Annotated in this window: 18 protein-coding genes; 12 read left to right on the top strand and 6 right to left on the bottom strand. The window is 48.7% G+C overall.

What is annotated here, in order from left to right:
• Nucleotides 1-273: 273 nt before the first annotated feature.
• Nucleotides 274-465 (bottom strand): CxxC-x17-CxxC domain-containing protein, encoded by a 192-nt coding sequence (locus FTO70_RS08680; RefSeq protein ID WP_255335355.1) that lies wholly within the window; start codon nt 463-465, stop codon nt 274-276.
• A 596-nt stretch (nt 466-1061) separates the two neighbouring features.
• Here FTO70_RS08680 and FTO70_RS08675 point away from each other — a divergent pair.
• From FTO70_RS08675 to FTO70_RS08665, 3 genes are all read left to right on the top strand, one after another.
• A complete protein-coding gene (locus tag FTO70_RS08675) occupies nt 1062-1889 on the top strand; it encodes a winged helix-turn-helix domain-containing protein (protein WP_255335367.1) in 828 nt (275 codons plus the stop codon).
• 590 nt (nt 1890-2479) lie between these two features.
• Entirely contained in the window at nt 2480-3778 is a 1299-nt protein-coding gene (locus FTO70_RS08670) for a TIGR00341 family protein (protein ID WP_255335354.1), read from the top strand.
• A gap of 392 nt (nt 3779-4170) precedes the next feature.
• The gene (locus FTO70_RS08665; protein ID WP_255335353.1) at nt 4171-5469 is read left to right on the top strand and encodes a TIGR00341 family protein; all 1299 of its coding nucleotides are present in this window, start codon (nt 4171-4173) and stop codon (nt 5467-5469) included.
• A gap of 608 nt (nt 5470-6077) precedes the next feature.
• On the opposite strand, the gene FTO70_RS08660 is transcribed toward FTO70_RS08665, so the two are convergent.
• Complete coding sequence (locus tag FTO70_RS08660) at nt 6078-7556, bottom strand: tetratricopeptide repeat protein (RefSeq protein WP_255335352.1); 1479 nt, start codon at nt 7554-7556, stop codon at nt 6078-6080.
• Nucleotides 7557-8286: 730 nt separating this feature from the next.
• Here FTO70_RS08660 and FTO70_RS08655 point away from each other — a divergent pair.
• From FTO70_RS08655 to FTO70_RS08640, 4 genes are all read left to right on the top strand, one after another.
• A complete protein-coding gene (locus tag FTO70_RS08655) occupies nt 8287-9768 on the top strand; it encodes an ATP-binding protein (RefSeq protein WP_255335351.1) in 1482 nt (493 codons plus the stop codon).
• Between the two features lie 42 nt (nt 9769-9810).
• Nucleotides 9811-10017: a hypothetical protein gene (locus tag FTO70_RS08650; protein ID WP_255335350.1), complete on the top strand. Its 207-nt coding sequence runs from the start codon at nt 9811-9813 to the stop codon at nt 10015-10017.
• A 205-nt stretch (nt 10018-10222) separates the two neighbouring features.
• On the top strand, nt 10223-10819 hold the full coding sequence (locus tag FTO70_RS08645) for a DUF998 domain-containing protein (protein ID WP_255335349.1): 597 nt from the start codon (nt 10223-10225) through the stop codon (nt 10817-10819).
• 916 nt (nt 10820-11735) lie between these two features.
• Nucleotides 11736-12725, top strand: coding sequence for an MBL fold metallo-hydrolase (locus tag FTO70_RS08640; RefSeq protein WP_255335348.1), 990 nt, complete (start codon nt 11736-11738; stop codon nt 12723-12725).
• 726 nt (nt 12726-13451) lie between these two features.
• On the opposite strand, the gene FTO70_RS08635 is transcribed toward FTO70_RS08640, so the two are convergent.
• On the bottom strand, nt 13452-14162 hold the full coding sequence (locus FTO70_RS08635; RefSeq protein WP_255335347.1) for a formylglycine-generating enzyme family protein: 711 nt from the start codon (nt 14160-14162) through the stop codon (nt 13452-13454).
• Between the two features lie 453 nt (nt 14163-14615).
• Here FTO70_RS08635 and FTO70_RS08630 point away from each other — a divergent pair, with 453 nt between their 5' ends.
• Nucleotides 14616-15425, top strand: coding sequence for a winged helix-turn-helix domain-containing protein (locus FTO70_RS08630; protein ID WP_255335346.1), 810 nt, complete (start codon nt 14616-14618; stop codon nt 15423-15425).
• Between the two features lie 86 nt (nt 15426-15511).
• Here the strand turns inward: FTO70_RS08630 and FTO70_RS08625 are convergent, their stop codons facing one another.
• Nucleotides 15512-16546: a DUF429 domain-containing protein gene (locus FTO70_RS08625; protein ID WP_255335345.1), complete on the bottom strand. Its 1035-nt coding sequence runs from the start codon at nt 16544-16546 to the stop codon at nt 15512-15514.
• Nucleotides 16547-16697: 151 nt separating this feature from the next.
• On the opposite strand from FTO70_RS08625, the gene FTO70_RS08620 reads away from it, so the two are divergent.
• Nucleotides 16698-17324: a restriction endonuclease gene (locus FTO70_RS08620; protein WP_255335344.1), complete on the top strand. Its 627-nt coding sequence runs from the start codon at nt 16698-16700 to the stop codon at nt 17322-17324.
• A 122-nt stretch (nt 17325-17446) separates the two neighbouring features.
• Here the strand turns inward: FTO70_RS08620 and pheT are convergent, their stop codons facing one another.
• The gene (pheT, locus tag FTO70_RS08615) at nt 17447-19075 is read right to left on the bottom strand and encodes a phenylalanine--tRNA ligase subunit beta (protein ID WP_255335343.1); all 1629 of its coding nucleotides are present in this window, start codon (nt 19073-19075) and stop codon (nt 17447-17449) included.
• Here pheT and FTO70_RS08610 point away from each other — a divergent pair.
• Both FTO70_RS08610 and rnhB read left to right on the top strand, forming a co-directional pair.
• Nucleotides 19074-19307, top strand: coding sequence for a hypothetical protein (locus FTO70_RS08610; RefSeq protein WP_255335342.1), 234 nt, complete (start codon nt 19074-19076; stop codon nt 19305-19307). The genes pheT and FTO70_RS08610 overlap by 2 nt on opposite strands.
• The gene (rnhB, locus tag FTO70_RS08605) at nt 19304-19966 is read left to right on the top strand and encodes a ribonuclease HII (protein ID WP_255335341.1); all 663 of its coding nucleotides are present in this window, start codon (nt 19304-19306) and stop codon (nt 19964-19966) included. The genes FTO70_RS08610 and rnhB overlap by 4 nt, the downstream gene beginning before the upstream one ends.
• Before the next feature lie 239 nt (nt 19967-20205).
• Here the strand turns inward: rnhB and FTO70_RS08600 are convergent, their stop codons facing one another.
• Nucleotides 20206-22977, bottom strand: coding sequence for a S8 family serine peptidase (locus FTO70_RS08600; RefSeq protein WP_255335340.1), 2772 nt, complete (start codon nt 22975-22977; stop codon nt 20206-20208).
• A 478-nt stretch (nt 22978-23455) separates the two neighbouring features.
• On the opposite strand from FTO70_RS08600, the gene FTO70_RS08595 reads away from it, so the two are divergent.
• Entirely contained in the window at nt 23456-24307 is an 852-nt protein-coding gene (locus FTO70_RS08595) for a DUF6544 family protein (RefSeq protein ID WP_255335339.1), read from the top strand.
• Nucleotides 24308-24349 lie beyond the last annotated feature (42 nt).

The raw sequence follows: 24349 nt of genomic DNA, 5'->3' as shown, positions 1-24349 counted from the left end.
AGAATCATGATGGGTTAGAATCATGATGAGTTATTGGTGCCAAAAAACTGCACCTGGAGGCTTCCGTACAGCTAAAAAATCATATTGATGATTTGACAGCAGCCTCGGTGGGAATCTATCGAGGAAAAGTAAAACTAATCGGTCCTGAAAATTCTACTTCTCAAGCTGCAAAAGATAACGGGTTAAGAAAAAAGTATATTCCGAGGTAATGGTTTATTTAAAAAAAGTAGAAAAGAAATAAGTGTTGGTGTAAACCAGTTACACAAATAACACTTAGTATCTGCGGTTTTCTCTGGGTGCCCTGTGGTTAGGAAGGCACTCTCTGCAGTAAACGGGTCTTTCCGGGTCAGGTTTGAAAGGTACTTCGGTTTCAACACCGCAGTCGGAACAGACTGTCTTGTGCATTTCTCTGGGAGCGCCGAAATTGTTACTGTTACCTCTGAAATTTCTGTCATTAAAAGCCATTTTTGTTTCACCTTTGTTTGTTGTTTTGTTGGTTAATAGTTTAAAAATAAGATTGTATAGAACTCTTTGTTTAAAAACAAAAATTGGTTTTTTAACAACAGATGATTATACATCTCTTTATTTTTAATGAGCCTACCTTGCACTTATAATATATAAATGTATCTATAATTATAGAAGTATACATTCTCAGAGGAGAGAATACTTTCCAGACATGGCTTGCAGCCTGTGTTACCAAACTGAGAATTTCCCTTGTGAAGAAGTTTCGCGATCTCCATACAGGAAGACGAATGAATTCGAACATCTACGTTATTATTTTTTAAATGTTTCCTTAAAACATTTTTTTCAACCCCGAAATAGTTGATAAATTTATCAGGTCTGCAAAATGAAGACCTTGAAACTTTCAAGGCCATTGAAGAATTAAAGCCTACGAAAGTTGCCTATCGCGTTATTTGATTCAAAGGCTTTGAAAAAGCAGCATGGGTTGAGTTATATAATATTTATCATATAAATTAATCAGTGAAGGTAATTAATCGATGAAGATCTGACAGCCAAGCTGCGAATTCATTACAACAACCTGAAAAGGAAAAGTGGTAGAAATGGGTCTCTCACTGACCGAGCTTGCCGTTCTTTCCGAAACAAAGCGAAACCTGCTCTTACTTCTGAGAGATGAGCCAAAGAGCTTCGAGGAAATAAAAGAAGAGCTCTCCCTCAGCACGGCTTCGGCCTTCACCCACACAGGAAAACTGAAGAAAGCCGGACTCCTGGACATAGAGGACAGTGTATGCAGCCTTTCGGATATGGCAAAAGTAATAGTAGAAAACCTGAAAGAACTGATGGATTTCATGGATTTCTTCGACGAAAACCTGGACTACTGGACAACTCATAACCTGACTCCGATCCCCTCCTGCCTGCTAAACTCAATCGATGAACTCGGGCAATGCGAGCTCCTTAAACCCGACGCTGCACACCTTATCGAAATTCCCAGGGCGTTTCTGGAGAACATCCGGGAATCAAAAAGGGTCTTGGCTTTCCTTTCATACTTCCACCCCGAAACTCCCTCCCTCTATGCAGGCCTTGCCAAAAATGACGTGGACCTCTCCCTCTGCCTGACTGAAAAGGTCTTTGAAAGATTTTCCAGGGACTTTCCCGCCGAAACGAAAGCGATAATGGCTTCCGGACATGCAAAACTCCTCATCTGCAGGGAAAACGCAGCCCTCCCGGAAGTCGTGGCAACCGACCGTTTCATGGCAATCCGCCTTTTTGAAGAGAGCACGAAATTCAGGAACCAGCTCATTATTAGCCTTGACCCGGGAGCTTTGCAGTGGGGCAGGGAACTGTACAGGCATTATGAAAAGCTGTCCGATGAGATAAACGGGCCTCAGCAGAGAGGTAAGCGGATAGAAGTGGCTGCAGTGGGAAAGTGAGCGTTTGGACGGAGTTCCAAAAGGAAATAATTTCAGAAGGGACTGAACGATTTTTGGTTTTTGAAAGGCGCTGGTCTATGTTTTAGCTTTTCTTTAATTGTGCGCACAGTTTCGTACGGTATCTCAACCTTTTCCCGTCCTTCAAATCTTTCCTGTTCCTCCCCTGGTGCAGCTTTTCCCGTATCATCCTGATGAAGTTTTTGTCGACTTTGAGGGTTTGTCTATTATTGTAGGGGTGATCTATTTTGGAGGCTTCGTCCATTTTGGAGGGATTATCTATTTGAAAGGTTTATCAAGACCCGGGGAGCGTAAAAAGGCGGAAGATAAGAATACATAGACATATCCGTGTACTCGATAACGTATAAAAATATATTTTTGCAGAATTAAAAATCTATTAACATACTAAAATATACGTTGGTCGAATAAAAAAGCAAATATCCATTCACCGGATAAAAAGACCAATACATGACGTATTTATTTATTAATTTCCAAGATATTTGAGGAAGTACGGCTGAAAATATTCTTCTGCTTTTAATTATATTTTAAATTTAATAATATGTACTATATATTACAAAAACACAAATTATACTATGCGTATTGTACAGGTACTCATTCCGGAAGGGAAGCGAGAGCCAGTACTTGCCGTGCTTGATGACGAACAGATTGACTATGCGGTGTGGGATGAAACGGGGAGAGGGGACTTCGAGGCCCTGGTCCAGTTTCCAATACCTCCGATCGGCGTCGAACCGGTGATGGCCAGGCTGCGTGAAGCTGGAATCAGCAAGAATGCGTACACAATCGTCCTGTCACCCGAGACGGTTGTTTCCTCACGTCTGGAAGCGTTAAAGAAACGTTATTCCGGACTTCGCATTTCCCGGGAAGAACTCATAGCACGTGCGGAGGAACTCGCACCCGCGACTTCTACTTTTGTTGCTTTTCTTGTTTTAAGCACTGTTATCGCCACGGCAGGGCTGCTGCTTGACTCTGCTGCAACAATTATAGGGGCAATGGTCGTTGCCCCGCTCATGGGACCGGCAATCTCAGCCAGCGTCGGGACAGTCGTCGACGAGAGGGAACTCGCCGCCCGCGGGGTTAGGCTTCAGGTGATGGGACTCCTGCTGGCAATCGCGGTCGCTGCCGTGATAGGCTTGATAATGAAGGGAACGCTGCTTTTGCCGCCGGGACTCGACATCCGCGAAGTAGGCCAGATTGCCGAGCGTACCAGCCCGAACTTCCTGTCCCTCTTCCTTGCACTGGGCTCAGGGCTTGCCGGTGCCATAAGCATTATGCGGGGCTCCGGGTCTACCCTTGTGGGCGTGGCAATTGCCGTGGCCCTCGTTCCTCCGGCTGCAACATCGGGGCTCGGGCTTGCCTGGGGACTCTACGACGTGTCGATAGAAGCGGCCGTGCTGGTGCTCGTAAACCTTCTTGCTATCAACGTATCGGCCCTCCTCCTGTTCTGGATTTCGGGCTTTCGCCCTGCTGAGAAAAAGGCTGTTGGCCGTGCCCGCGCTGCGGTGATCTCACGTGCAGCAGTCCTCGCCATTTCAATCGCCTTCCTCTCCATAGTTCTCGCTCTTGTCACTTACACCTCCTTCCAGGCAGCTCTGGTTGAACAGGAGGTAAACCAGGAACTGGAGGAAATGTTCAAGGAACCCGAGTATGCAGAAGCAGAGTTTATACTGGGAGAGAGCATAGAAGTCAATTATGGGCCCTCAGACTTCCTTTTAGGTGAACCGGTAGAGGTGACTTTTTTATTGGGGTATCAAGCCGGGCAAGAAATTCCTCCGGATATTGCCAGAGCAGCTGACGAGCGGCTGAAAGAGGCTACTGGCAAAGAAGTTAAGATCACTGTCGGCTTCATTGTAGCTCAGCAGATCACCGATTAAGCTACGGGGGCAGCCGATCCGGAATATCCGGGTTTACAGCCTGCCTTACGGCAGTTTCCCGCTTCGTAGAGCTGTCCAAGCCGGAAAAATATCTTCTATGAAAATAAATCTCCCATGAAACCTTGCCATAACCCCTTACTAATTTTTACTGTTAATTCCCAATCTTTAGTAATGAGTGCCGTATCCAAAACGCTCCTCTTTTGCATTCTGGTTCGGCTTTTTCCGTAGCTTTTCCCATACTTTTGTCATAGCTTTTGCAGCAGCAAAGGAGTTCTTCTTTAATATTTATTATATTTAGATAAGCTTGTCTTTTTTAATTATTTACTGTTTATCAATTTACAAACTGGATTAAATAAAAATAAATATATATAATATAGTAGCACAATTATATTATGCGTATTGTACAGGTACTCATTCCGGAAGGGAAGCGAGAGCCAGTACTGGCCGTGCTTGACGACGAACAGATTGACTATGCAGTGTGGGATGAAACGGGGAGAGGGGACTTCGAGGCCCTGGTCCAGTTTCCAATACCTCCGATCGGCGTCGAACCGGTGATGGCCAGGCTGCGTGAAGCTGGAATCAGCAAGAATGCGTACACAATCGTCCTGTCACCCGAGACGGTTGTTTCCTCACGTCTGGAAGCGTTAAAGAAACGTTATTCCGGACTTCGCATTTCCCGGGAAGAACTCATAGCACGTGCGGAAGATCTCGCACCCGCGACTTCTACTTTTGTTGCTTTTCTTGTTCTAAGCACTATTATCGCCACGGGGGGGCTGCTACTTGACTCTGCTGCAACAATCATAGGGGCGATGGTCGTTGCCCCGCTCATGGGACCGGCAATCTCAGCCAGCGTCGGGACAGTCATCGATGAGCGGAAACTCGCCGCCCGCGGGGTTAGACTGCAGGTAGGAGGGCTCCTGCTTGCAATCCTGGTCGCTGCCGCAATAGGTGCAATCATGAAAGGAACGCTGCTTTTGCCGCCGGGACTCGATATCCGTGAAATAGGCCAGATTGCCGAGCGTACCAGCCCGAACTTCCTGTCCCTCTTCCTTGCACTGGGCTCAGGGCTTGCCGGTGCCATAAGCATTATGCGGGGCTCCGGGTCTACCCTTGTGGGCGTGGCAATTGCCGTGGCCCTCGTTCCTCCGGCTGCAACATCGGGGCTCGGGCTTGCCTGGGGACTCTACGGCGTGGCGCTGACAGCGGCTGTACTGGTGCTCGTAAACCTGCTTGCTATCAACGTATCTGCCCTCATCCTGTTCTGGATTTCAGGCTTTCGCCCACCTGGAGAAGAGGCTGTTGGCCGTGCCCGCGCCGCGGTGATCTCACGCACAGCAGTCCTTGCCATTTTAATCGCCTTCCTCTCCGTAGTCCTCGCTCTTGTCACTTACACATCCTTCCAGGCAGCTCTGGTTGAACAGCAGGTCGACCAGGAGTTATGGGATATGTTTGAAGAACCCCGGTATGTAGAAGCTGGGATTGGACGGGGTAAGGATGTAAGGGTCGATTATACACCCTCAGACTTCCTGTTAGGTGAACCGGTAAGGGTGACGTTTATAGTGGGGTATCAAGCCGGGGAAGAAATTCCTCCGGATATTGCCGAAGTAGCTGGCGAACGGCTGAAAAAGGCCACAGGCAAAGACGTTGAAGTCACTGCAGGCTTCGTCGTGGCTCAGCAGGTCGCCACCTAAGCTTCCGGGATACCCTTCCTCCCCGGGAGTCCTTTTTTTGCCTGTCCTGTACCATTCTGTACGCAGCTGGATACCTCTGAAGGCAGCCCGTGCCAGAAGGACCGTGAATGAATTTCAAAATGCCTTCCCGAGGAAGAAAGAAAATCCAACAATGTTTCTGATCTCCCGGGATTTAAGGAGTACACCTTACTGTAGATGGAAATGGCATCTGGAACACTGGCCACAGGTGTAAATGGCTTCCCATGTTTTTGGTTATTACACCGGAACCAGCAAAATTATATTTAATCTGTAATGTTCTCGTGTGTTTAAGGCGACCAGGCCGGAGACTTTGAACTTCTTCATAATCTGTACAGCCTGAACTGGTCGCTTGCCAGGGTTTTGAGCGACCTCCCCCGGGTTGACCTGCACCCGATCAACCCGCCGCCTGGCAGCCTCTTGCCTATTATTTTACGTTTAATACTACTACCTTTTCTGCTTCAGTTTCAGGCTTTACCTGCCAGAACTTGCAGGCCTATGAACCGGCTCCGTGGCTTCAATCATGAGGGGATCTCGACCTGAGCTTCAGGCCAGACCTCTAAAGCAGCAGGCTCTGCCGGGAACGGAGAAAGTTACTTCTTTGGCTCTTTCCTTGCCCATACGTTTCTCTTAGTTCCCTCTTCTCTTTGTTCCCTTCTTTGACCAAAATTATTCTGAGTTCCTTCTCCCCTTTGCTCTCTTCCTTTCCCCTCGTATTTCCGGGTCCCATCTCCACTTTGTTCTCTTCCTTTCCCCTCGTATTTCCGGGTTCCTTCTCCCCTTTGCTCTCTTCCTTTCCCCTCGTATTTCCGGGTTCCTTCTCCCCTTTGCTCTCTTCCTTTCCCCTCGTATTTCCGGGTCCCATCTCTTCTCTGGTCTCTTCCCCCCCTCACGTTTTTCTCAGTTCCCTCTCCTCTTTGCTCTCTTCCCCTGACTCCACTCTGGACTCCACTTTTCTTCAGGATTTCGCTTGTTGGCTCTTTCCTGGTCCATACGCTCCTCCTCACTTCCGGCTTTTCCTCCTCCGTTTCCTCATCCTCTTCTTCATCAAGGTCGATTCCGAGTTTGGAGTTTAAGGAATTTCTGGCTTTTAGGGCATCGGCATAGTCCGGCTTGATCCTGAGGGCTCTTTCATAGGCACCCAGGGCTTCTTCGTCTTTATCCAGGCCGGAGAGGGCAGCGCCTTTACAGCACCAGGCTTCTGCAAAATCGGGCTTTATTGAGAGGGCTTTGCTGCAGGTCTCAAGAGCTCTTCTATATTTGCCGAGCTTGAGGTGGACGAGCCCTTTCCCGACCCAGGTCTTTGCATTGTCCGGGTTTATTTCGAGGGCGGTATCGTATGCTTTTATGGACTCCACAGGCCTGTCCAGGCTGTAGAGAGCAAATCCCTTGCCTTCCCAGGCCCTCGCAAGCTTCTGGTCGAGCTTGAGGGCTTCGTCATAGGCTTTGAGGGCTTCTTCGTACCTGCCGAGGTCAGCCAGTACGGTGCCTTTCGCATGCCAGGCCCCTGGAAGCCGGGGATTGGCAGCAAGGGATTTATCACAGGCTGCAAGGGCTTTTTCATGCTGCCCGAGCCTGCAGAGGACTGTGGTCTTGAGGTTCCAGGTCTTGTCGCTGTCCGGCTTAATTTCAAGCACCCTGCCAAAAGTCTCCAGGGCAGCTTCATCCCTGTTGAGCTGCAGGAGCACGAAGCCTTTTTCATAGAGGTAGCCGGGGTTTTCGGGCTCGATTTCAAGGGCTTTTTCAAGGGCCTTCAGGGAATCCCTGAACATCCGGTGCCTCAGCAGCACTGCGGCTTTGCCTGCCCAGGCGGCTGCATCCTCAGGGTTTTTCTCAAGGGCTTTTTCATGGACTGCAAGGGCTTTATTCAGGCGCTCAGCTGCAGTAGTACCTGTCTCGCCGGTCTTACCTTTTTTGCCGGGCTTGCCTGTATTTCCGGGCTTGCCCGTCCTGCAGGTCTGACATGTTTTGCCTTTCCTGTCAGCCTTGTCTGTCCTGCCGGGCTTGCCTGTCCTGTAAGTCTTGCCTGTTTTACCTTTATTGCCTGTCTTTCTTTTAGGGTTATTTTCCATAATATCGGTCCGGTATTATTTTGCTTGGGGCAGCTCTTTGTAAACCTTATTTTGTAAAGGGAATCCGGTACATCCCATCCCCCTGATGGGCGGCGCATTCCCGGAGAAATTCCATGAGAAATCTTCTTTCAGACTCATTTCTCTTATTTAAATTGACCTGTGAACCATTTCTAAGCCGTCGGGTGCGTGATTCTTCTCCGGAAGCGGGAAGCTTCATCCCCAATAGTTCCGGAAGGTACGAAAATGGCGTCCCCCTATATTAGTTCCCGCACCGCATGCATCCGGAGGCTACCTGTCAGTCAGGAAATGTACATAAATATATAATAAACAAGATGGCCACCTGAATCCCATGAATAGAACCTGAATGCTATAAAGAAATACTCCACCTAAAGAAATACTCCACCTGATCCGAGAAATACTTTACTTAACCCCGGAAACCGTTTTTCAATCCCGACGATATAAAGTGTCTCCGCCAGCTTGCCTGGCGGCGCCTCTCCAAAAGAAATCAAAAGAAACGGATTGATTAATCATCAAGATACACTTTTTTGTTTTTATATAGGATGAACATTCTCACCTTTTAAAGTTGAGGGCTCGCACAGGTAAATGTGTGGTTAAGTACCTAACCAGTTATATATAAATAATTGGTTAATCATCTAACCAGCCATATATAAATAGATGGTTAAGCACCTAACCAAACTATATAAACAACAAATTACATAGGTTATATTACATGGATTTGATGCACCTCACCGTTCAGAATCCCTGGTGGAAGAATCCTGCTGCTATCCGGGACGATGAAAAACTGAAAAAAATTAAAGATTCTATCCTGAAATGGAGCCCGCGGCTTCTCTCGGAACTGAAGTTTGACAGGGACAGGATCTATACTCTCCGGGGGCCGAGGCAGGTGGGAAAAACCACGCTGGTCAAGCTCATAATTCGGGAACTGCTTGCAAAAACAGAGCATTCTCAGAGTATTTTTTATTTTACCTGTGACCTCGTTGCTGACGAAAAAGAGCTGTTTGAGGTCCTGAACCTGTACCTGAACTGGGTGGCGGCTTTCAAGCTGGAGAGAAAATACATTTTCCTGGATGAGATTTCCTCGGTCAGGGACTGGGAAAAGGGGCTCAAGTACATTGCCGATACAGGAGCCCTGAAAAATTCAACCGTTGTCCTGACCGGTTCGCACTCAATTGATATAAAGAACAGCATCGAAAGGCTTCCCGGGAGGAGAGGGGAAGGGGAGGGGACCCTGGACAAGATCTTCTTTCCCATGAAATTTTCCGAATATGCAGAAACCCTGAACCCTGACCTTAAGCAGTTCATGGAAGCAAACGGCCTCACTGAGGGTCCAAAAAGACAGGAAATCCTTTCAACCCTGCTTGAAGGCAGAGCCAGCCCCCTCCTGAGCCTGCTCCTGGTCTACCAGTCCGAACTCGACAGGCTCTTTGACCAGTACCTGATCACCGGAGGAATCCCAAGAGCCATCAACGAGTTTTTCTCAAAAAACAAAATCGACAGCAGCATATACGAGATATATATTCAGTCCCTCATAGGAGACCTTGCCCGCTGGAATATCCCCGAGATGCCCGTGAAACAGGTCCTTAGAAGCATATCCGGCAAGCTTACGACCCAGGTAAGCTGGCGGAGCATCACCGACGAAACGGACATCGGGGCTCATGTAACAGTGCAGAAATACGTCACAGCCCTTGAAGATTCCTTTGTCCTGAACGTGCTCTATCCCCTTGACCTTCCTAAAAAAACTGCCAGTTTCAAAAAAGAGAAAAAAATCTATTTCCAGGACCCCTTCATCTTCCATGCCCTGCATACATGGGCTTCAGGACTCACTGACTACTTCGAATCCGCAAACCTCTACCTCAACAGCCCCGAAACCAGAAGCAAACTCGTCGAATCCGTATTCCATTCCCATCTCGTGCGTTTCATGTATGAAAAATACCCAAGCGACGTCTTCTCCCCCCACGACTGCATCTTCTACCTGAAAACAAAGGGCGGCAAAAAGGAAGTTGACTTTGTCCTGAAAACAAATGGAAATCAGCTGCTTGGAATCGAACTGAAATACCAGAGCCAGATCAATAGCAGTGATTATCGGGGCCTGACAGCATTTGAAAGAGGAATTCTAGTTTCAAAAAACAAATATGACTTCAACGGAAAATATGCTACAGTGCCGATTTCTATCCTCTTGCTACTTCTATAAGACGGGCTTTTTATCTTCGACGTGTCCGCACGGGCTCTTCGAATGAGGGCTGGGCTCAAGAACAGGTGGTATGTCTCCGAAGGTGGGTTCTGGAGGTCCGGGAAGCACCTTGTGCTGGAAGAGGGGGTTGACTACCCGGAAAATGACACCTGGATGGACCAGTACATCGTTGCAGACGAGGACGGGACAGTAAAGACCTACAGACCTGGCTGCATGACTATTCCCTCGAGACATAAGCTGGGTGCTTGAGCAGAACGGGTTTGAAGTCGAACAGGTCTGGAACAACCTTTCGGGGAACGAGTACGCGGAAGGCGGGGACTGGATAGCGGTGGCTGGAAGAAAGATTTAATGAAAGGTGCAGAGGAACTCGGGAAAAACAGCCCAACGTAACGAATAAATATCCGGGTATACTTGGGCTTATCAGATTGCTATGGTTGACAAATCTCAAACAAATATGCAGTACCGGAACATTGCCGGAGCGCTGCTGTTCATTACGGGCGTGCTGGCTTTCCTGGGGATCATTACGGCTGAGACTCTCTATCCCGGGTACAGCACGTCGCAGAACATGATAAGCGACCTGGGTGCAACGGAACCGCCAAACAGCATCATCATGCAGCCTTCTTCAACCATCTTTGGGGCTACAATGGCCGTTTCCGGGATCCTGATCATCGCTGCCGCTTACTGCATTCACCGGGTATTCGGGAACCGCGCAGTCACCTGTTCCCTGGGTTTATTCGGGACCGGGGTCCTCGGAGTAGGAACCTTCAATGGGAGCTATGGGGACATCCACGGAATCTTTGCACTTCTCGCCTTCGTTGCAGGCGGAGTATCGGCAATTGCAAGCTCCAGGGTGGAAAGAGCACCGCTGAGCTATTTCTCGGTAGCACTTGGAGGAATTGCGCTCCTTGACCTGTTTCTCTATTATTTTATGGGAGAGACAAGCCCCTTTGCAGCACTGGGCCTGGGAGGACTGGAGAGGTGGATTGCATACCCTATCCTGCTCTGGGTCACAGGGTTTGGCGGCTACCTGATGGGGGATTCGCAATCATAACTCTCTGCTAATAACCTCCCCTTTCAAAAGAAATTTATTGAATATATCGGAAATATCGGATTGCTTGAATAATGTCGGAAATATTGGCTTCGTAGAAATTCTGCTTTTTTCTGGAACAGGTCCCCGGCATGTGACCGATTTCTGACCCCAAATTAATTCCGGTCCGGAGCTTTGTATTGTTCCCGGGACTCTCACCGGTCGTGCCTGCACGACCGGTCTTTTTCGAATTCACTGAGAAAAAATGATTGAAAAATAAACTGCCGACGGGGAGAGCTCTAAACTCTGATTTTCCATCCTGCTTTTGACTTCTTGCTCTCAAGATTCTGCCTTCGAAGTCCTGCTCTAAACACAATATTCCGGTAAGTCACAGGAATGAATTTTTGAGCAAGCATGCTGTATTTGGCATGAAAGTGTTCTCCAGTACTTTCATTATTTGTGCCTGTCATTCGGAGAATTTCATGTATGCTTTCTCTGTCAATGGATTCCGATTTTTATCCATTAAAGTGTATTTTCTGGATAAGCCGGTCGTCTTCGAGATCGGTGAGAGTGCCGGTACCTGAAAAGCAACTCAAAAAGAGGTTTTTGGGATTACTTAAAAGGGAAATTAAGGTCGCCCTGTCCTGTCAGTCCGGGATAACCGGATCAAATCCTTTTCATCTGGATTAAAATTTCATTGAATTATCCAAAATATCGGATTTTTTGAAATCTTGCCGATACCGATACAGCAAATTTTGAAAATCAATAGATATAGAGACGCTGCCAATTCCAGTACAGCTGTTTTTGAAAAACTTATCAAGTTTCCCGACCTTCAACCCTGTGTAGCCTACTGGAAAAGTTGAAAAAACAGGCTGTTTGAGAGAAAGTTTGAGGAAAAATTACATTTAAATTAATTAAATATTGTTGAAGGTGTTAAAGAGTGCCTGAAGATGTTAATAAGGATGGGCTGAACATTAGGGAAGCCGACCGGCTTGAAGTAACGATCCTGATGGATAATTACACGGACATGTTACTGACAGAGCACACGGACGTGTACAGGAGGCCGCAGTTACCTCTCCCGCATATACTTCTCGCAGAGCACGGGCTTTCCTGTTTAATAAAAGTATATGCAGGGGACGAAGAACATACCGTGCTGATGGATGCGGCTGTTACTCCTGCCTGCCTTCTTCATAACGCAAAGCTCCTGAAGGCTGAGCCTAGCAGCATCGAAGCCGTTGTCCTGAGCCACGGGCACCCCGACCATTTTCTCGGGCTTTTCGAGTTCCTGAAAATGGTAAGCAAAGAGAGGAATGAAAAAGTCCCGCTTTACCTCCACCCCGATGCCTTTCTTGAACGCCGCCTGAATATCCCGGCAATCGGGCGCCCTGTCCCCATCCCTGCACTTGAAGAAGGCGCCCTGAAAGAAGCCGGGGCTCTTCCCATCAAATCCGAAAAGGCCCTGCCGCTTGCCGGAGGGCTCGTCCACACGACCGGGGAAGTGGAACGCACAATCCCATTCGAAAAAGGGTTCCCCTGGGCTGAGGCAAAAATCGACGGAAACTGGGTTTACGACCCCTTCCTGGATGACCAGGGGCTTGTGGTACAACTCAAAGGCAAAGGGCTTGTTGTCATCAGCGGCTGTGCCCATGCAGGGATTATCAATACCATCGAGCACGCAAAGAAAATCACCGGGACCGAAAAGGTCCATGCAGTCCTGGGAGGCTTCCACCTGACCGGGCAGCTCTTTGACCCGATCATCCAGCCCACAATTAACGAACTGAAACGCATCAACCCCGATTACGTCGTGCCCATGCACTGTACAGGCTGGAAAGCTATCAACCGCTTCGCCGAAGAACTGCCTGAGCAATTCATTCTCAACACGGTCGGGACGACCTATACGTTCGGAGAGAATTTAGAAGCTCAGGAATGAACCGCAGGATCTTCCTGAAATGGGCCTTCTTGAAACAGGATATCACTTAGCACATAGCTGTTTATAGGGTGATCCCGGCACATAGGAGATGTAATAATAAAATGAAGATACTTATCACCTAGTATCACGAATTTATACAAAAGTGTTAAATATATGAAAGACGTATAGATGTTTGTCTCAATAAGTGTCTCTACTTGAAACAGACACAAATACTCAGAAAAGCCTCCTAAATATGTCTGCAGCACCTGAGATCTGTTTTTGTCCCTGTCTGTGAATAAAGCAGGCGGGGGCAGAAGGTGCAAAATAAAACCGGCGGGGTTTTACATGTATATACCTGCCTGAAACCAGATTTCTTCCGCTTTTTTAAGACAAACGAATTCTGTTCTTAACTATAATCAGTTGATATTCCGGAATATCCGAAAACGATCTCTATATGGCCTTTTTTCCCTCCTCGCATGCGGCTGCAGCCAGCCTGCCAGCAGAAGAAAAACAAAGGCCAAAACCATACGACCGGATACGTAGGCTATCAAGAAAGCTGAATGATATAGAGAAATACCCAACCTTTTCCAAGAAATACTTTCATTGACCCCGGAAACCGTTTTTCAATCTAAATGATATAAAACACCTCCGCCAGCTTGCCTGGCGGCGCCTCACCACAAGAAATGAAAAAGAAATAATAAAGAAGTTAAAGAAATTAAGGAAATTGAATAAGTTAAACGGAGACTTTTACCTACCCCGGATCACATCTTTCACTACCCTGAACCCCAGGCTGTTTAAGCGGCTGTTCTGAGCCGCAAAAAGCCTCTCGGCCGAGCGGCAGCAGCCGGCATTTCCGTTCCAGCCGCCTCCCCTCCTCACCCTCACAGGAACGGATACGCTGGAAAAGGAGCTTTCCCAGGCCCTGCCGTCTGAGGGGGCGCCTTTGTAGCTGATGTGGTACTCGTCCTGGACCCATTCCCCGACGTTTCCGTACATATCATAAAGGCCCAGGGGGTTGGGCTTCTTCAGGCCTGTGGGGTGGGTAGCAAGCCCGGAGTTTTCCAGGAACCAGGCATATTCAAGGAGTGTGGAAGCTTCGTCCCCGAAGAAGTAACTGGTAGAGGTCCCGGCCCTGGCGGCGTACTCCCATTCGGCTTCTGTGGGCAGGCGGTACTCCGGGCCACTCTCGTAGGTTTTTTCCATTGTGTTGAGTTTCCTGAGAAAAGCCTGTACTTCTTCCCAGGAGACATTTTCCACCGGCAGCCGGGAACCTTTGAAATAAGAGGGATTATTCCCCATAATCCGCTGCCACTGCTCCTGCGTAACAGGGCAGCTGCCAAGGTAAAGGGGCTTTTTGATAGCTACCCTGTGCACGGGGCTTTCCCAGAGTTTCCTGCGCTTTTCGCGGGAAGGGGAGCCCATGTCGAATTCTCCAGGAGGAATCAGGACAAATTTCATTCCGATTGAGTTCTCAAAAGTTCCGGGAAATGTTCGGTCTGAATTCAGGGTTCTCACCGTCAGGTTGAATGATATAAGGAGTATTAAGAATTATAAAGAACTATTAAGAGAATTATTAAGAACTAAGAAGTGTTCGTTCGGGTTTTTATTTCCTTTCTTTTCACTTTTCATTTTTCCGGGATATCCATCCTTTTTCCAGTATAGCCCTGCCTTTTCCTGATCTCATTCTTCACCGGATCAGTTCCATAAAAATGAAGATCTGGAACATTGATAAGGATTTTTCTACCTGCAGGCTTTATATAAAGGACAGAACTATCTAAATGAATCCAGCTAAAAACAACAACTGATAAAAAATAATAAATATGACTAAAGAGGATAAATATATTTAGAAAATGAAAAAGTTTTTAAGGCTTAAAAAGGGATTCAAGCAAATCGAGTATTTAGTGAAATAAAATGAAACAGCCATTGATTGAACTTACCTTATTCTCGGAAAAAAGAAAAGAGCTTCTGCTTCTCCTTAAAGAAGAACCGAAGTCTATAGATGAAATCAAAAAGAAGCTTAACGTTGATTCCGCTTCTATCCAGCCGCACATAAAGAAAATTAAAAGTTCGTTTCTTGTCCTTGAAGAAAAGGGAGTTTTGAGATTATCCGACATCGGGGAAATAATAGTCGAAAACATGCAGGGCCTGGTGGATACGCTGGAGGTGGTCGAGGGAAATATCGATTACTGGACAGAGCATGACCTTACTGCAATCCCTGAAAACCTCCTGGAAAGGATCGAAGAACTGGGTAAATATGAAATACTGGAACCTGATGCCGAACACATGTTTGAAACCCCTGACTTTTTCCTGGAAAATATCCTGAAATCAAAAGAAGTCCTGACTTTCGTCTCCTATTTCCACCCGGAATCCCCAACCCTCTACGCAGACATTGCAGAAAATGGTGCGGAATTGACTCTCTGCATGACTGAAATAGTTGCCGAACGCCTGTTTCAGGATTTCCCGGAAGAGGCAGCCAGGCTGTCTAAACCGGAAAACTCAAAAATATTCATCTGCCAAAAACCGGTAAAATTGCCCTCACTCGTTGTGACAGATAGGTTCATGGTCCTGAAGCTTCTGGAAAACACAGGAAAATTAAGGGACTGCATGCTCCTTTGCTGCGAAGAAAAGGCTTTGCAGTGGGGAAAAGAGCTTTTCATGCATTACAGGGATATGTCCGAACCCCTGGACGAAAAAGGGTTCTTCACCGTAATTCACGGATAATATAGGATTCAATGCCAGAAGCCCCTTTGACGTTACCCTGCCACCTTATCTTTTCTCCCTTTAACCTTATCTTTTCTTCTGTCATCTTACCTTTTCCTTCCTGAAATACCTGTAACCTTTGGAAAATAATCACAGTAAACTACCTGAATTCGCAAACCTTCAGCGTCAGTATCAGGCTCTTCCGGCACATACTCAAACCCGTATAAAGCCCCCATTTTTGCAGTTAAGGCCGCAGCAAGGGCATCAAGAATGTCATCTTTTGCGAGGTCCTTTCGCCTGTACCTTGAAAGGGCAACGTCGGTGAATCGGTCAACAGGCGTATCATCCAAAATTCTATCATTCACAGGCAACTTAACCGCAGGCATATCATTCATATGCATCATATGCATCCCTTCCGCAGGCAACCCATTAACATGCAGCCTTTCCCCGGGAAGCCCATTCACAGGTGAACAGGCCGTTTTCAGGATTTTATTCAGGACTTCTTTCCTCTCGATAAAGCCTTCTTCCTGCTTCTTTGAGTACTTCATCGGGCGGCCTGCAAAGGCCTGGAAACATATTTCAGGTCCCACCTCCCACACCAAGGGCCGGAACTCCTCATTTTCGAGAAGAAAACCGTACACGTCCCGGATTTTTGGAAGTATGTTCCAGGCCTGCTTCGAGATGCGTTTTCCTGTAAGCCTCTCATTGACTTCACAGGCTTTTTCGTAAGTTTCCGTGTAAACAGCCTCCCGACAGGGCACGGGAAAGATGCTGGACTTCCGGGCCGCTAAGACTTTGCGGGCGCCCAGGTCCGAGAGCCTCTCCCCTGTCCCCCCGGCTTTCAGGCCGATGGGGATGTCGATCAGGACAAGGGGCTCATAGTCTTCGTATTTGTCTTTCAGGAAGTCACAAAGGGCAGAAAAACGGGGGAAAACACCCAGCTCCCACCCGCAGTTCTCACCTTCAAATATCTTACCATCGCAGTTCCCATCATCACAGATCTCACTATCACAGATCTCACTATCACAGATCTCACTATCACAGATCCGACAATCGAAATTTTTCCCTGCCTGTTCAGTTAGAAACACAGCAAACCAGCCAGCACTGCACCCGTCGACCCCGACAAAGACTTTTTGATTCATGCTTACCGGTTTTATGGGACTCAGGTTTAAAAAGCTTTTATTACTCAAAGCCCCACCGAAGCAGGAGAACCATTAATTAACCTTACATGCATAAACGGGGTCAGATAAATGGCATTAAAGTCCGAAATAAAGTTAAGAGAGGGAAACAAAAATGAAATTCTGGTTGCTCAAAGCCGCAGGCACACAGGAAGACGAAGAGGCAATTCTGGAAAACAGCATAATCACAATAGGGTGGTCCGAGTTTCCGGACCTGGCCGGAGTAAAAGAAGAAGCCCAAATGAAAAAGCTCATGCTTGAAAAATACCCCGGCATGCCCGATGAGCGCTGCGGGGCCTGGGCAGGGGAGATCTGCTCCTTTATGCACGAAATAAAGAAAGGAGACCTTGTGGCAGTCCCCCTCAAAACCCGGAACGAGGTGCTTGTAGGAAGGGTTAGCGGGGACTACGAGTACAGGCAGGTCAGCAATTTTGTTAGCCATGTCCGAAACGTCAGGTGGATGAAAACCCTCCCCAAAGGGGACTTCGAAGAAGAATACGAAGTCGACCTGAATTCCCCGGAAACGCTCTCCCCGATAGAGGCCGATCCCGAAAAACTTTCCATATTCCTGAAGACAAAAAGTATCGGAGCCCTTCTTAACGACCTGAACTTCGCCCTTGAAGACCTGGAAACCCTGCGAGGAAGGATGCTCGAACTCGTGTACAGGCTGGCCGAAGCCGAAGAAATACCTGAAGTCAGGAAAATCGCAGCCGAAATGGAAAGGATGCTGCGGGAAAGGTAAAGGAAAGGAAAGGGAAGGGAAATTGAATGAAATTGAATAGAAATTAAAAAAGATTGAGAAAAGAGGATCAAGAAAAAAATTGACCCTCTAAATTTTAGTCATTTTATGCTATTTTATCCTTTTTACGCTATGAGGTCTTTCAGGTCGATCTCAAATCCGACAACGGCGTATCCGAGCTCGAAATTGTTGATGGTTTCCGGGTGGAATTCCCCAAAGACCCCTATTTTTTTGCCTCTGACGTAGACATCGGCCCTTCTTCCTTCAAGGAAAGCCGGGTCTTCGGACTCTTTTACTTCGTAGGGGAGCATAAGTTCCCGCATGAGGGCGTCTACTACTTCGTAGACTTCCGTGAAGTTCGCCTGCGGGTGGATGGAGACTGCAGCTGCGTGCTGGCCGGTTTCCCCGTGGGTTGCGATCTCTCCTACCTCGAAGATCTTCTGGGGAAGTTCCCTGTGCTGGTTTAAGGCGAGAATTTCCAGGAGGTTCGGGAGAAGCATTGTCCTGACCATTGTCTGGTCTTCGCTGATCGGGTGGAGCACGTAGGTGACATCGTCCGTCTTTGGCCTGCGCATGTTCTCGAAATTGATTTTTTCACTGGTGAGGGTGAAGGGCATGACCTCATAGTAGCCGAGCCCCACAAGGATTGCGTTTAACGAGGAACGCATGAGGGAAATCGGGTGGGACTTGCCTGCGGTGTAGGTCTCGGGGACCTTGCCCTTGATTTTGTCGTAGCCGTAGCCTTTGGCGATGTCCTCGATCAGGTCGAAGTTGTGCAGGATATCTGCCCTGTAGGCTGGCACCTTTACCTCAACGGTCTCTTCGTCAAGGGCTTTTGCCCCGAAGCGCATCCTTTCAAGCTGCTTTACGATCTCTTCTGCGGAAAGTTCCATGCCGAGCAGGGACTTTACCTCGGCCTTCGTAAGGAGCCTGGTTTCGGGTTCGAGGTTGGGGAGGACCATTTCTTCGCCTCCGGGCCGGATAACCCGGACAAACTCGATCTGCCCGCCCCGCTCGGCAAGGGCTGTTACCACGATGTTTAAGGCCGTGTAGACGGCTTCCCCGAGGCCCGTTACGTCGATGAAAAGGTCGGTGGTCTTTTCGGTCACGGATGTAAGAGTCCCGTTGATGATGGGCGGGAAGGACAGCACGTTGTCCTGGGCGTCCAGGATGATCGGGTATTTGTCAAAGCCCTGGACAAGGTGGGCGAACCTGGTGCCTTTGGGGTGCTTTTCCAGGATTTCGGTCATGCTCATCTTTTCGGTGTAGTCCAGGGGCACGAACTCAAAGCCCGGGTCAACTGCCATGTACCTGAAAGGCGGCTTTACGTTCCTGAGGTCATGGACGCCGATTGAGACTTTTTTCCGGTTCCGCCCGAGCCCCCAGTGCAGGTCCTCCTGCAGGTCCATCAGGGACTTGATAGACTCGGAGTTAAAGCTGACCCCGCGCACAACCGCACACCCGAGGAAGGGCCTGATCTTCAGGATATCCTCGCTTACGGATATGGAAACCTCATAAGGCTTTGCCCCGTATTCGGGAAGCCCGGTCTCAAGGTCCAGGAAGCCCCGCATTGCCCTGGCTACTCCCTCCACACTGTAGAGGTCCGGCCGGTCAGGGAAAAACTCGATATCAATGTAATCTTCTTCGATCCTTTCGATATCGGCCCCGATCATGGGCGCCCGTTTAATGATGGTTTCCTTATCGGTTCCCGTGAGTTTTTCGAGGTCGTCGTACTGCAAGGTTATTATAGGCATGGAAAATTCATCTCATCTGTTGCTAGCTAACTTAACCCCAAAAATATTCAACTTCAGATTTAATGCTTTTGTTTCCGGGCATGCCTGGAAAATACTCTCCCCTATAAAGACACCTGTAAGGACACCTCTAGAGACACCTGTAAAGACAGGAAATGAATCTCTGGAAAAGAAACAATTATTAATAAGCAAAAACCGTTCTTTCCCCTTAAATCAGGAGACAGTCCTATTATGATAATCGCAGGAATCGATGAAGCCGGAAAAGGCCCGGTAATCGGGCCAATGTGCATCGGAGGCGTAAAGATCGACGAATCAAAATCCCATATCCTCAAGGTGCTGGGGGTTGCGGACTCCAAGAAGCTTACGCCGAAAAAAAGGGAGCAGCTAGCCACCCAGATCAAAAAACATGCAGACGGCTTTTTCGTCCTGGAAGTCAGCCCCTCCCAGATCGATGAGCTCCGGAAAATCATGACCATGAACGAGATCATGGTGGTCTGTTTCGCAAAAGTCCTTGAACAGCTCAAACCCGATAAAGTGTATGCGGACGCTGCCGACGTAAAAGCCGAACGTTTTGCAGAAAACCTCCGCAGCCAGTATGCAAAAAGCAGCCCCGCACACGCAAAGAAAATCGAAATCATCTCAATGCACCAGGCAGACGCTATCTACCCCGTAGTCTCGGCAGCCTCGATCCTCGCCAAGGTCCGCAGGGACGAACTGATCGAGGAACTTAAAAAGGAATGGAAGATGGACTTCGGAAGCGGGTACCCCTCGGACCCGAAAACCCGAGCTTTTTTGCTGGACTGGGCCCGTGAGCACGACGGAAAGTTCCCGGACATCGTCAGGCAGTCCTGGCAGACTGTGGAAAACATAAAAGACGAACTGAAAAAAAGCTGAATGAAATACTTCGGAAACTGAATGAAATACTTCGGAAAGACTCACTGAACTGCTGGCATCTCCCTGTAAATCGAACCCCGCATACTCACCGGTTGCGTATGCAACCGGCCTTTTCCTGAAAAAGAATATAAAAAAGAAATTGCGTGCTCGGGGCTTTATTCATTTTTCGGAAAAGGATAGTATAAAAATTTGTGATACCGACCTGAATCACATCCACTATTTAAATTCACACCCCCACTTTAACTCGTAAAACCGGCCAGGGTAGCGTTTTCCACTGCAAAGACCCAGTACCCTCTATAGGGTTCCATCTCAAACACATCTGTCCCGATGTACTTTCCTGAAATCATCCCGCATTTCCCATTGCAGCCCCTGTATACGTATGTTTTGCTAACCGGGTCCCAGGGTCCCAGGATACAGACATAGGAGGAATCGATATTCTTTAAGGCCAGCTCGGCAGAAATCATGCCGTTCGGGTCTGCGTACCCCGGGACATTTGGGTCCATGCACCCTATGGCGTTCCAGCCTTTGTAGACCCTGATCGAAGGCGGAGATACCGGAACTTCTGCAGGCTGGCGTTCGAGCCTCTCAAAAGGGACTGTTAAGGCTTCCGTGGCATTGACCCGGAGCCAGTAGGCTTTCAGGGGCTCAAGGGTAAGGGGTGTTTCCCAGGCTCCGCTTCCTGCGTCATAGTAAAGGAGGGAAGCGTAATCGACTCCTTCCAGCACATGGGCTGCGGAAGCATCTTTCAGGAAATAGGGCACGGAGATTAAGTTCCAGCCCGGGTAGAGCAGGAGTCTTTCCCCCTCCGCAACCGGGGACAGGACAGTTATGTACCCGGGTTTTGTCAGGGTATCCTGGCCTGCGGCATTACTCACGGTGAGGGTAACGTTGTAAGAACCGGGCTGCGTGTAGGTATGTACCGGGTTCCGGATGCTGTAGTCAGGCACGGAATCCCCGTCAACATCCCATTCCCAGAGGGTGGAGTTTTCATATAGTGTGGAATTTTCAAGGCTGGTATTTTCCGGGAAGGTCACGTTTTCAGAAAGGTCCGTAAACTGCACCGTAAGAGGAGCGGAGCCCGAAGTCCTGTTTGCCGTAAAATTTGCAGCCGGGAGGGGAGGCAGAAGCCCCAGGTACATGGAGAGGGCATCAGCACGTCCGTATCCGAAAACATTGTTTGGGACAGGGGCCCCGAGCCCGAGGGCCGTTTCGAGTAGACTGGCCCGGATTTCCGTGCCCGGTTTTTCAGGATAACCGCTCCAGATAAGGCCTGCAAGCCCTGCAATATGCGGAGCTGACGCGCTTGTCCCGAAGAAGCCGGAAGAAAAACCGCCTGAGCCGGAAACCTTTACCCCGTCAACCCCGCACACGTCCGGTTTTTGCCGGAGTTCGAAGGCGGGATAGTAGATGGACACAGGGCCCCTGGAAGAATACGGTTCGATCTCATCATTTTCCGGGTCTGCGGCATCGATTGCTCCCACACTGATTACGCCGGGGGCCGCAGGGTGCCCGAAAATGGAGTCGTTTTCGACAAGGTTATTGGCGTAGGGGACGGCTCCGAAGGGGTACATATAGACCTCAAGCACTTTTGCCTGGCCGCTGACCTTCCGGACAAGCACGGCAGCATCGATAGAATCAGGTCCAACGTTTGTGTATGCCACATATTCAAGAGGGGAGGCGTTTCCGTCCTGGACAAAGGTGCTTGCGGCCAGGAGATCTCCTGTTTCCACCTCTGCAAGGAAGAGGTCATAGTTATTGGAAGAGGCATTCCAGCTGTCGTTCCACTCGAGGACCACCACGATTAGCCCGCCCGGGGGCAGGTTTACATAAAGTTCCTTGAGGTTCCCTTCTCCCCCGCTGAAATCATGAAAACCGGAGGTATGAGGCTGGTATTCTCCCTGGTAATGGGCCTGTGCGGAGTTGCCTGCAGCGCTGACGTAGAGGATGCCCCTTCTTTCGACCTCTTCCCGCACATGGGAGGCAACGATACCGTCTTCAAAAAATGGCTCGAAGATCCACCCTATGTCGTCGCAGATAATATCGCAGCCAGCCGCAGCAAGCTCATCGACGGCGCCGTTAAAGGCTATGGTGCTGTTTCCGGCATCATGGAAATACAACTCCGCCCCCGGAGCAAGGTCGTGGATAATTTCAAGCATCGCCGTCCCCTCGTCCCCTCCTTCCGTATTGCTCAGGACCTGCACGTCGGAAGGGAGCTCGCCGGCTGCCACGGCTTCGGAGAAGCTGTCCACTCCATCCGAAATGACCCCTATTTTTATGCCCTCCCCTGTCAGGCCGGAGCGTCTCCTGACTTCGGCAGACCTGAGTATCATATCCCCTTCCGTAACAACAGGCCCGGCCCTTACGACAGGCGGCATGACCGGCCTGATGCAGCGCACGGTTTCCAGGGACGCCAGGGGTTCAAGATTTCCGGTTTCCACCCAGGCCGAAAGCAGGCCGTTAGCTTCGTCCCTGCCCGTAACTCCTGATACGTAAGAGTCTGCAGCATGCGTGCTCCCGGAAGAAAACTGCACATACACATGAACAAGTTCTCCTGAGCCCGAACCCCCGTTAAAATCCCGGATGTCATAATGTCCTTCTCCCGGTTCTCCTCCAGGCTCTTCCCCCGGCTCTCTTCCCGGTTCTCCTCCCGCCCCTACTCCCGTCTCTACTTCAGGTTCTCCTCCCGGCTCTCCTGAACGTTTCATCTGCTTTAAGTATTCCATCTGCACCTTCAGTTCTTCCTGGCTGCAGCCTTCCGGCAGGAAGCTGGAATCCGTAAGCTGGAGCAGGTCGGATGAAAGCTTTTTCCGGGCAGGGCTCAGGTCCCCGGCGCCGGCATTCCAAAAAACGGAAGAGACGTAAGTAAGGTTTGAGAGCTCTGACAGGTTTTTAAAATTTCCAGAAAAAGAGTTGTTTTCTCCAGGGATTTTTTGGCTGAGATTCGCGGAGCTATTGCAAGAGCTTGCAGGATCGAAGTTGTAAACATTTCCCGCTGCAGGGCCCGGCTTCAAGAAAACACCTGCAACCGACAGCAAAATAGAAAACACGATTAAGCAAAAAATCCGCTGTCTTCCGATTTCCACCCGGCAAACCCCTTGAAGTTCTTTCCTACCCGGGCCCTTTCCTTATCCCTTTAGTCCCGGCCTTTCCATCCGAATCTGTTTTTCAGTTAGAACCCTTTAAGTTCGGACCCATTGCAAATACCCGCCTGTGGAGCCCTGGCTCCTGTCCGGCACAGCCTCAAAATAATAAAACATGAAATATAATTTCGTTGTAATACTCGTGAAGAATGAAAGAAATAGCTTTTGAAGCACTGATTCTGAAAAAACATCCTTACCAGGGGGTCAACAAAACCCGATTGAAGGGAATTTTACCCGGGCTTTAAATGAAAACCAAACAGATTGAAAATCAAAATCAAGCAATATGAAAACATTGAAAAAATGTTTATTAAGCTAACTTTTAAAATCAACTAATAAAAAATAAGCTATGATGGAAATAAAAATTATAGAGCTCCTTTTCGGCCTCTTTCTTTTCTTTATTTTTGTACTTTTTGTTGTGCTTGAGGTAAACAGCCACCTATTTAACAGGAAGATAGAAGAGGAGATAGAAGCCCTTGCCGAAATCTCAGCTTCAACTCCTGACAGAGCATTTTCCTGTTCTCAAATTGAGGCTTACCCCGAGCCTGTGCAGCGCTATTTTAGGCATGTGATGAAAGCCGGGCAGCCATATATCAAATCGGCCATTCTGACGCAGACCGGCCTTTTCAGGCCAAAAGAAGGGCAGGCCTGGATGCCCCTCTCTGCAGAGCAGTATTTTACTTCGGGGGAACCCGCATTTATCTGGAAAGCCCGGGTGAAAAAAGGCCCTGTATGGATTGACGCCCGGGACAAATACTACAGCGGTAAAGGAAACATGCTGATAAAGCCTTTTTCAGCAATAACTGCCGCAGATGCAAAGGGGCCTGAAATGGACGTTTCCTCGCTTTTCAGGTACCTCTCGGAAGCCCCCTGGTTCCCGACCGCCCTTGCTGCCGACAACATCGAATGGAAAGCAATAGACTCAAACTCGGCCCGGGCAACCATCAGAGACAGGGGGCTAAAAGTTTCTGCAGTCTTTACATTCAACGAGAAAGGCGAGGTCACGAAGGTCACGACCCGGGAGAAATACCGGGAAGTTAAAGGAAAATATTATCTCGACGAGTGGACCGGATACTTCAATAACTACAGGGAGTTCGACGGGATACTGGTCCCGACCGAAGCCATAGCTGCCTGGAACCTTGCAGGCGGAGAGTCAGAGTATGCCCGGCTTCGGATAACGGAAATCCGGTATAATGAGCTGTAAGTTCAAAGAAGAAGAGGAAAGGAAAGAATAGAGACGAAAAGA

The organism is Methanosarcina sp. KYL-1 (genome assembly GCF_024372725.1).
Taxonomy (GTDB): domain Archaea; phylum Halobacteriota; class Methanosarcinia; order Methanosarcinales; family Methanosarcinaceae; genus Methanosarcina.
Note: the sequence above shows the minus strand (reverse complement) of the source record. Positions and strands in the feature narration are given on the sequence as shown.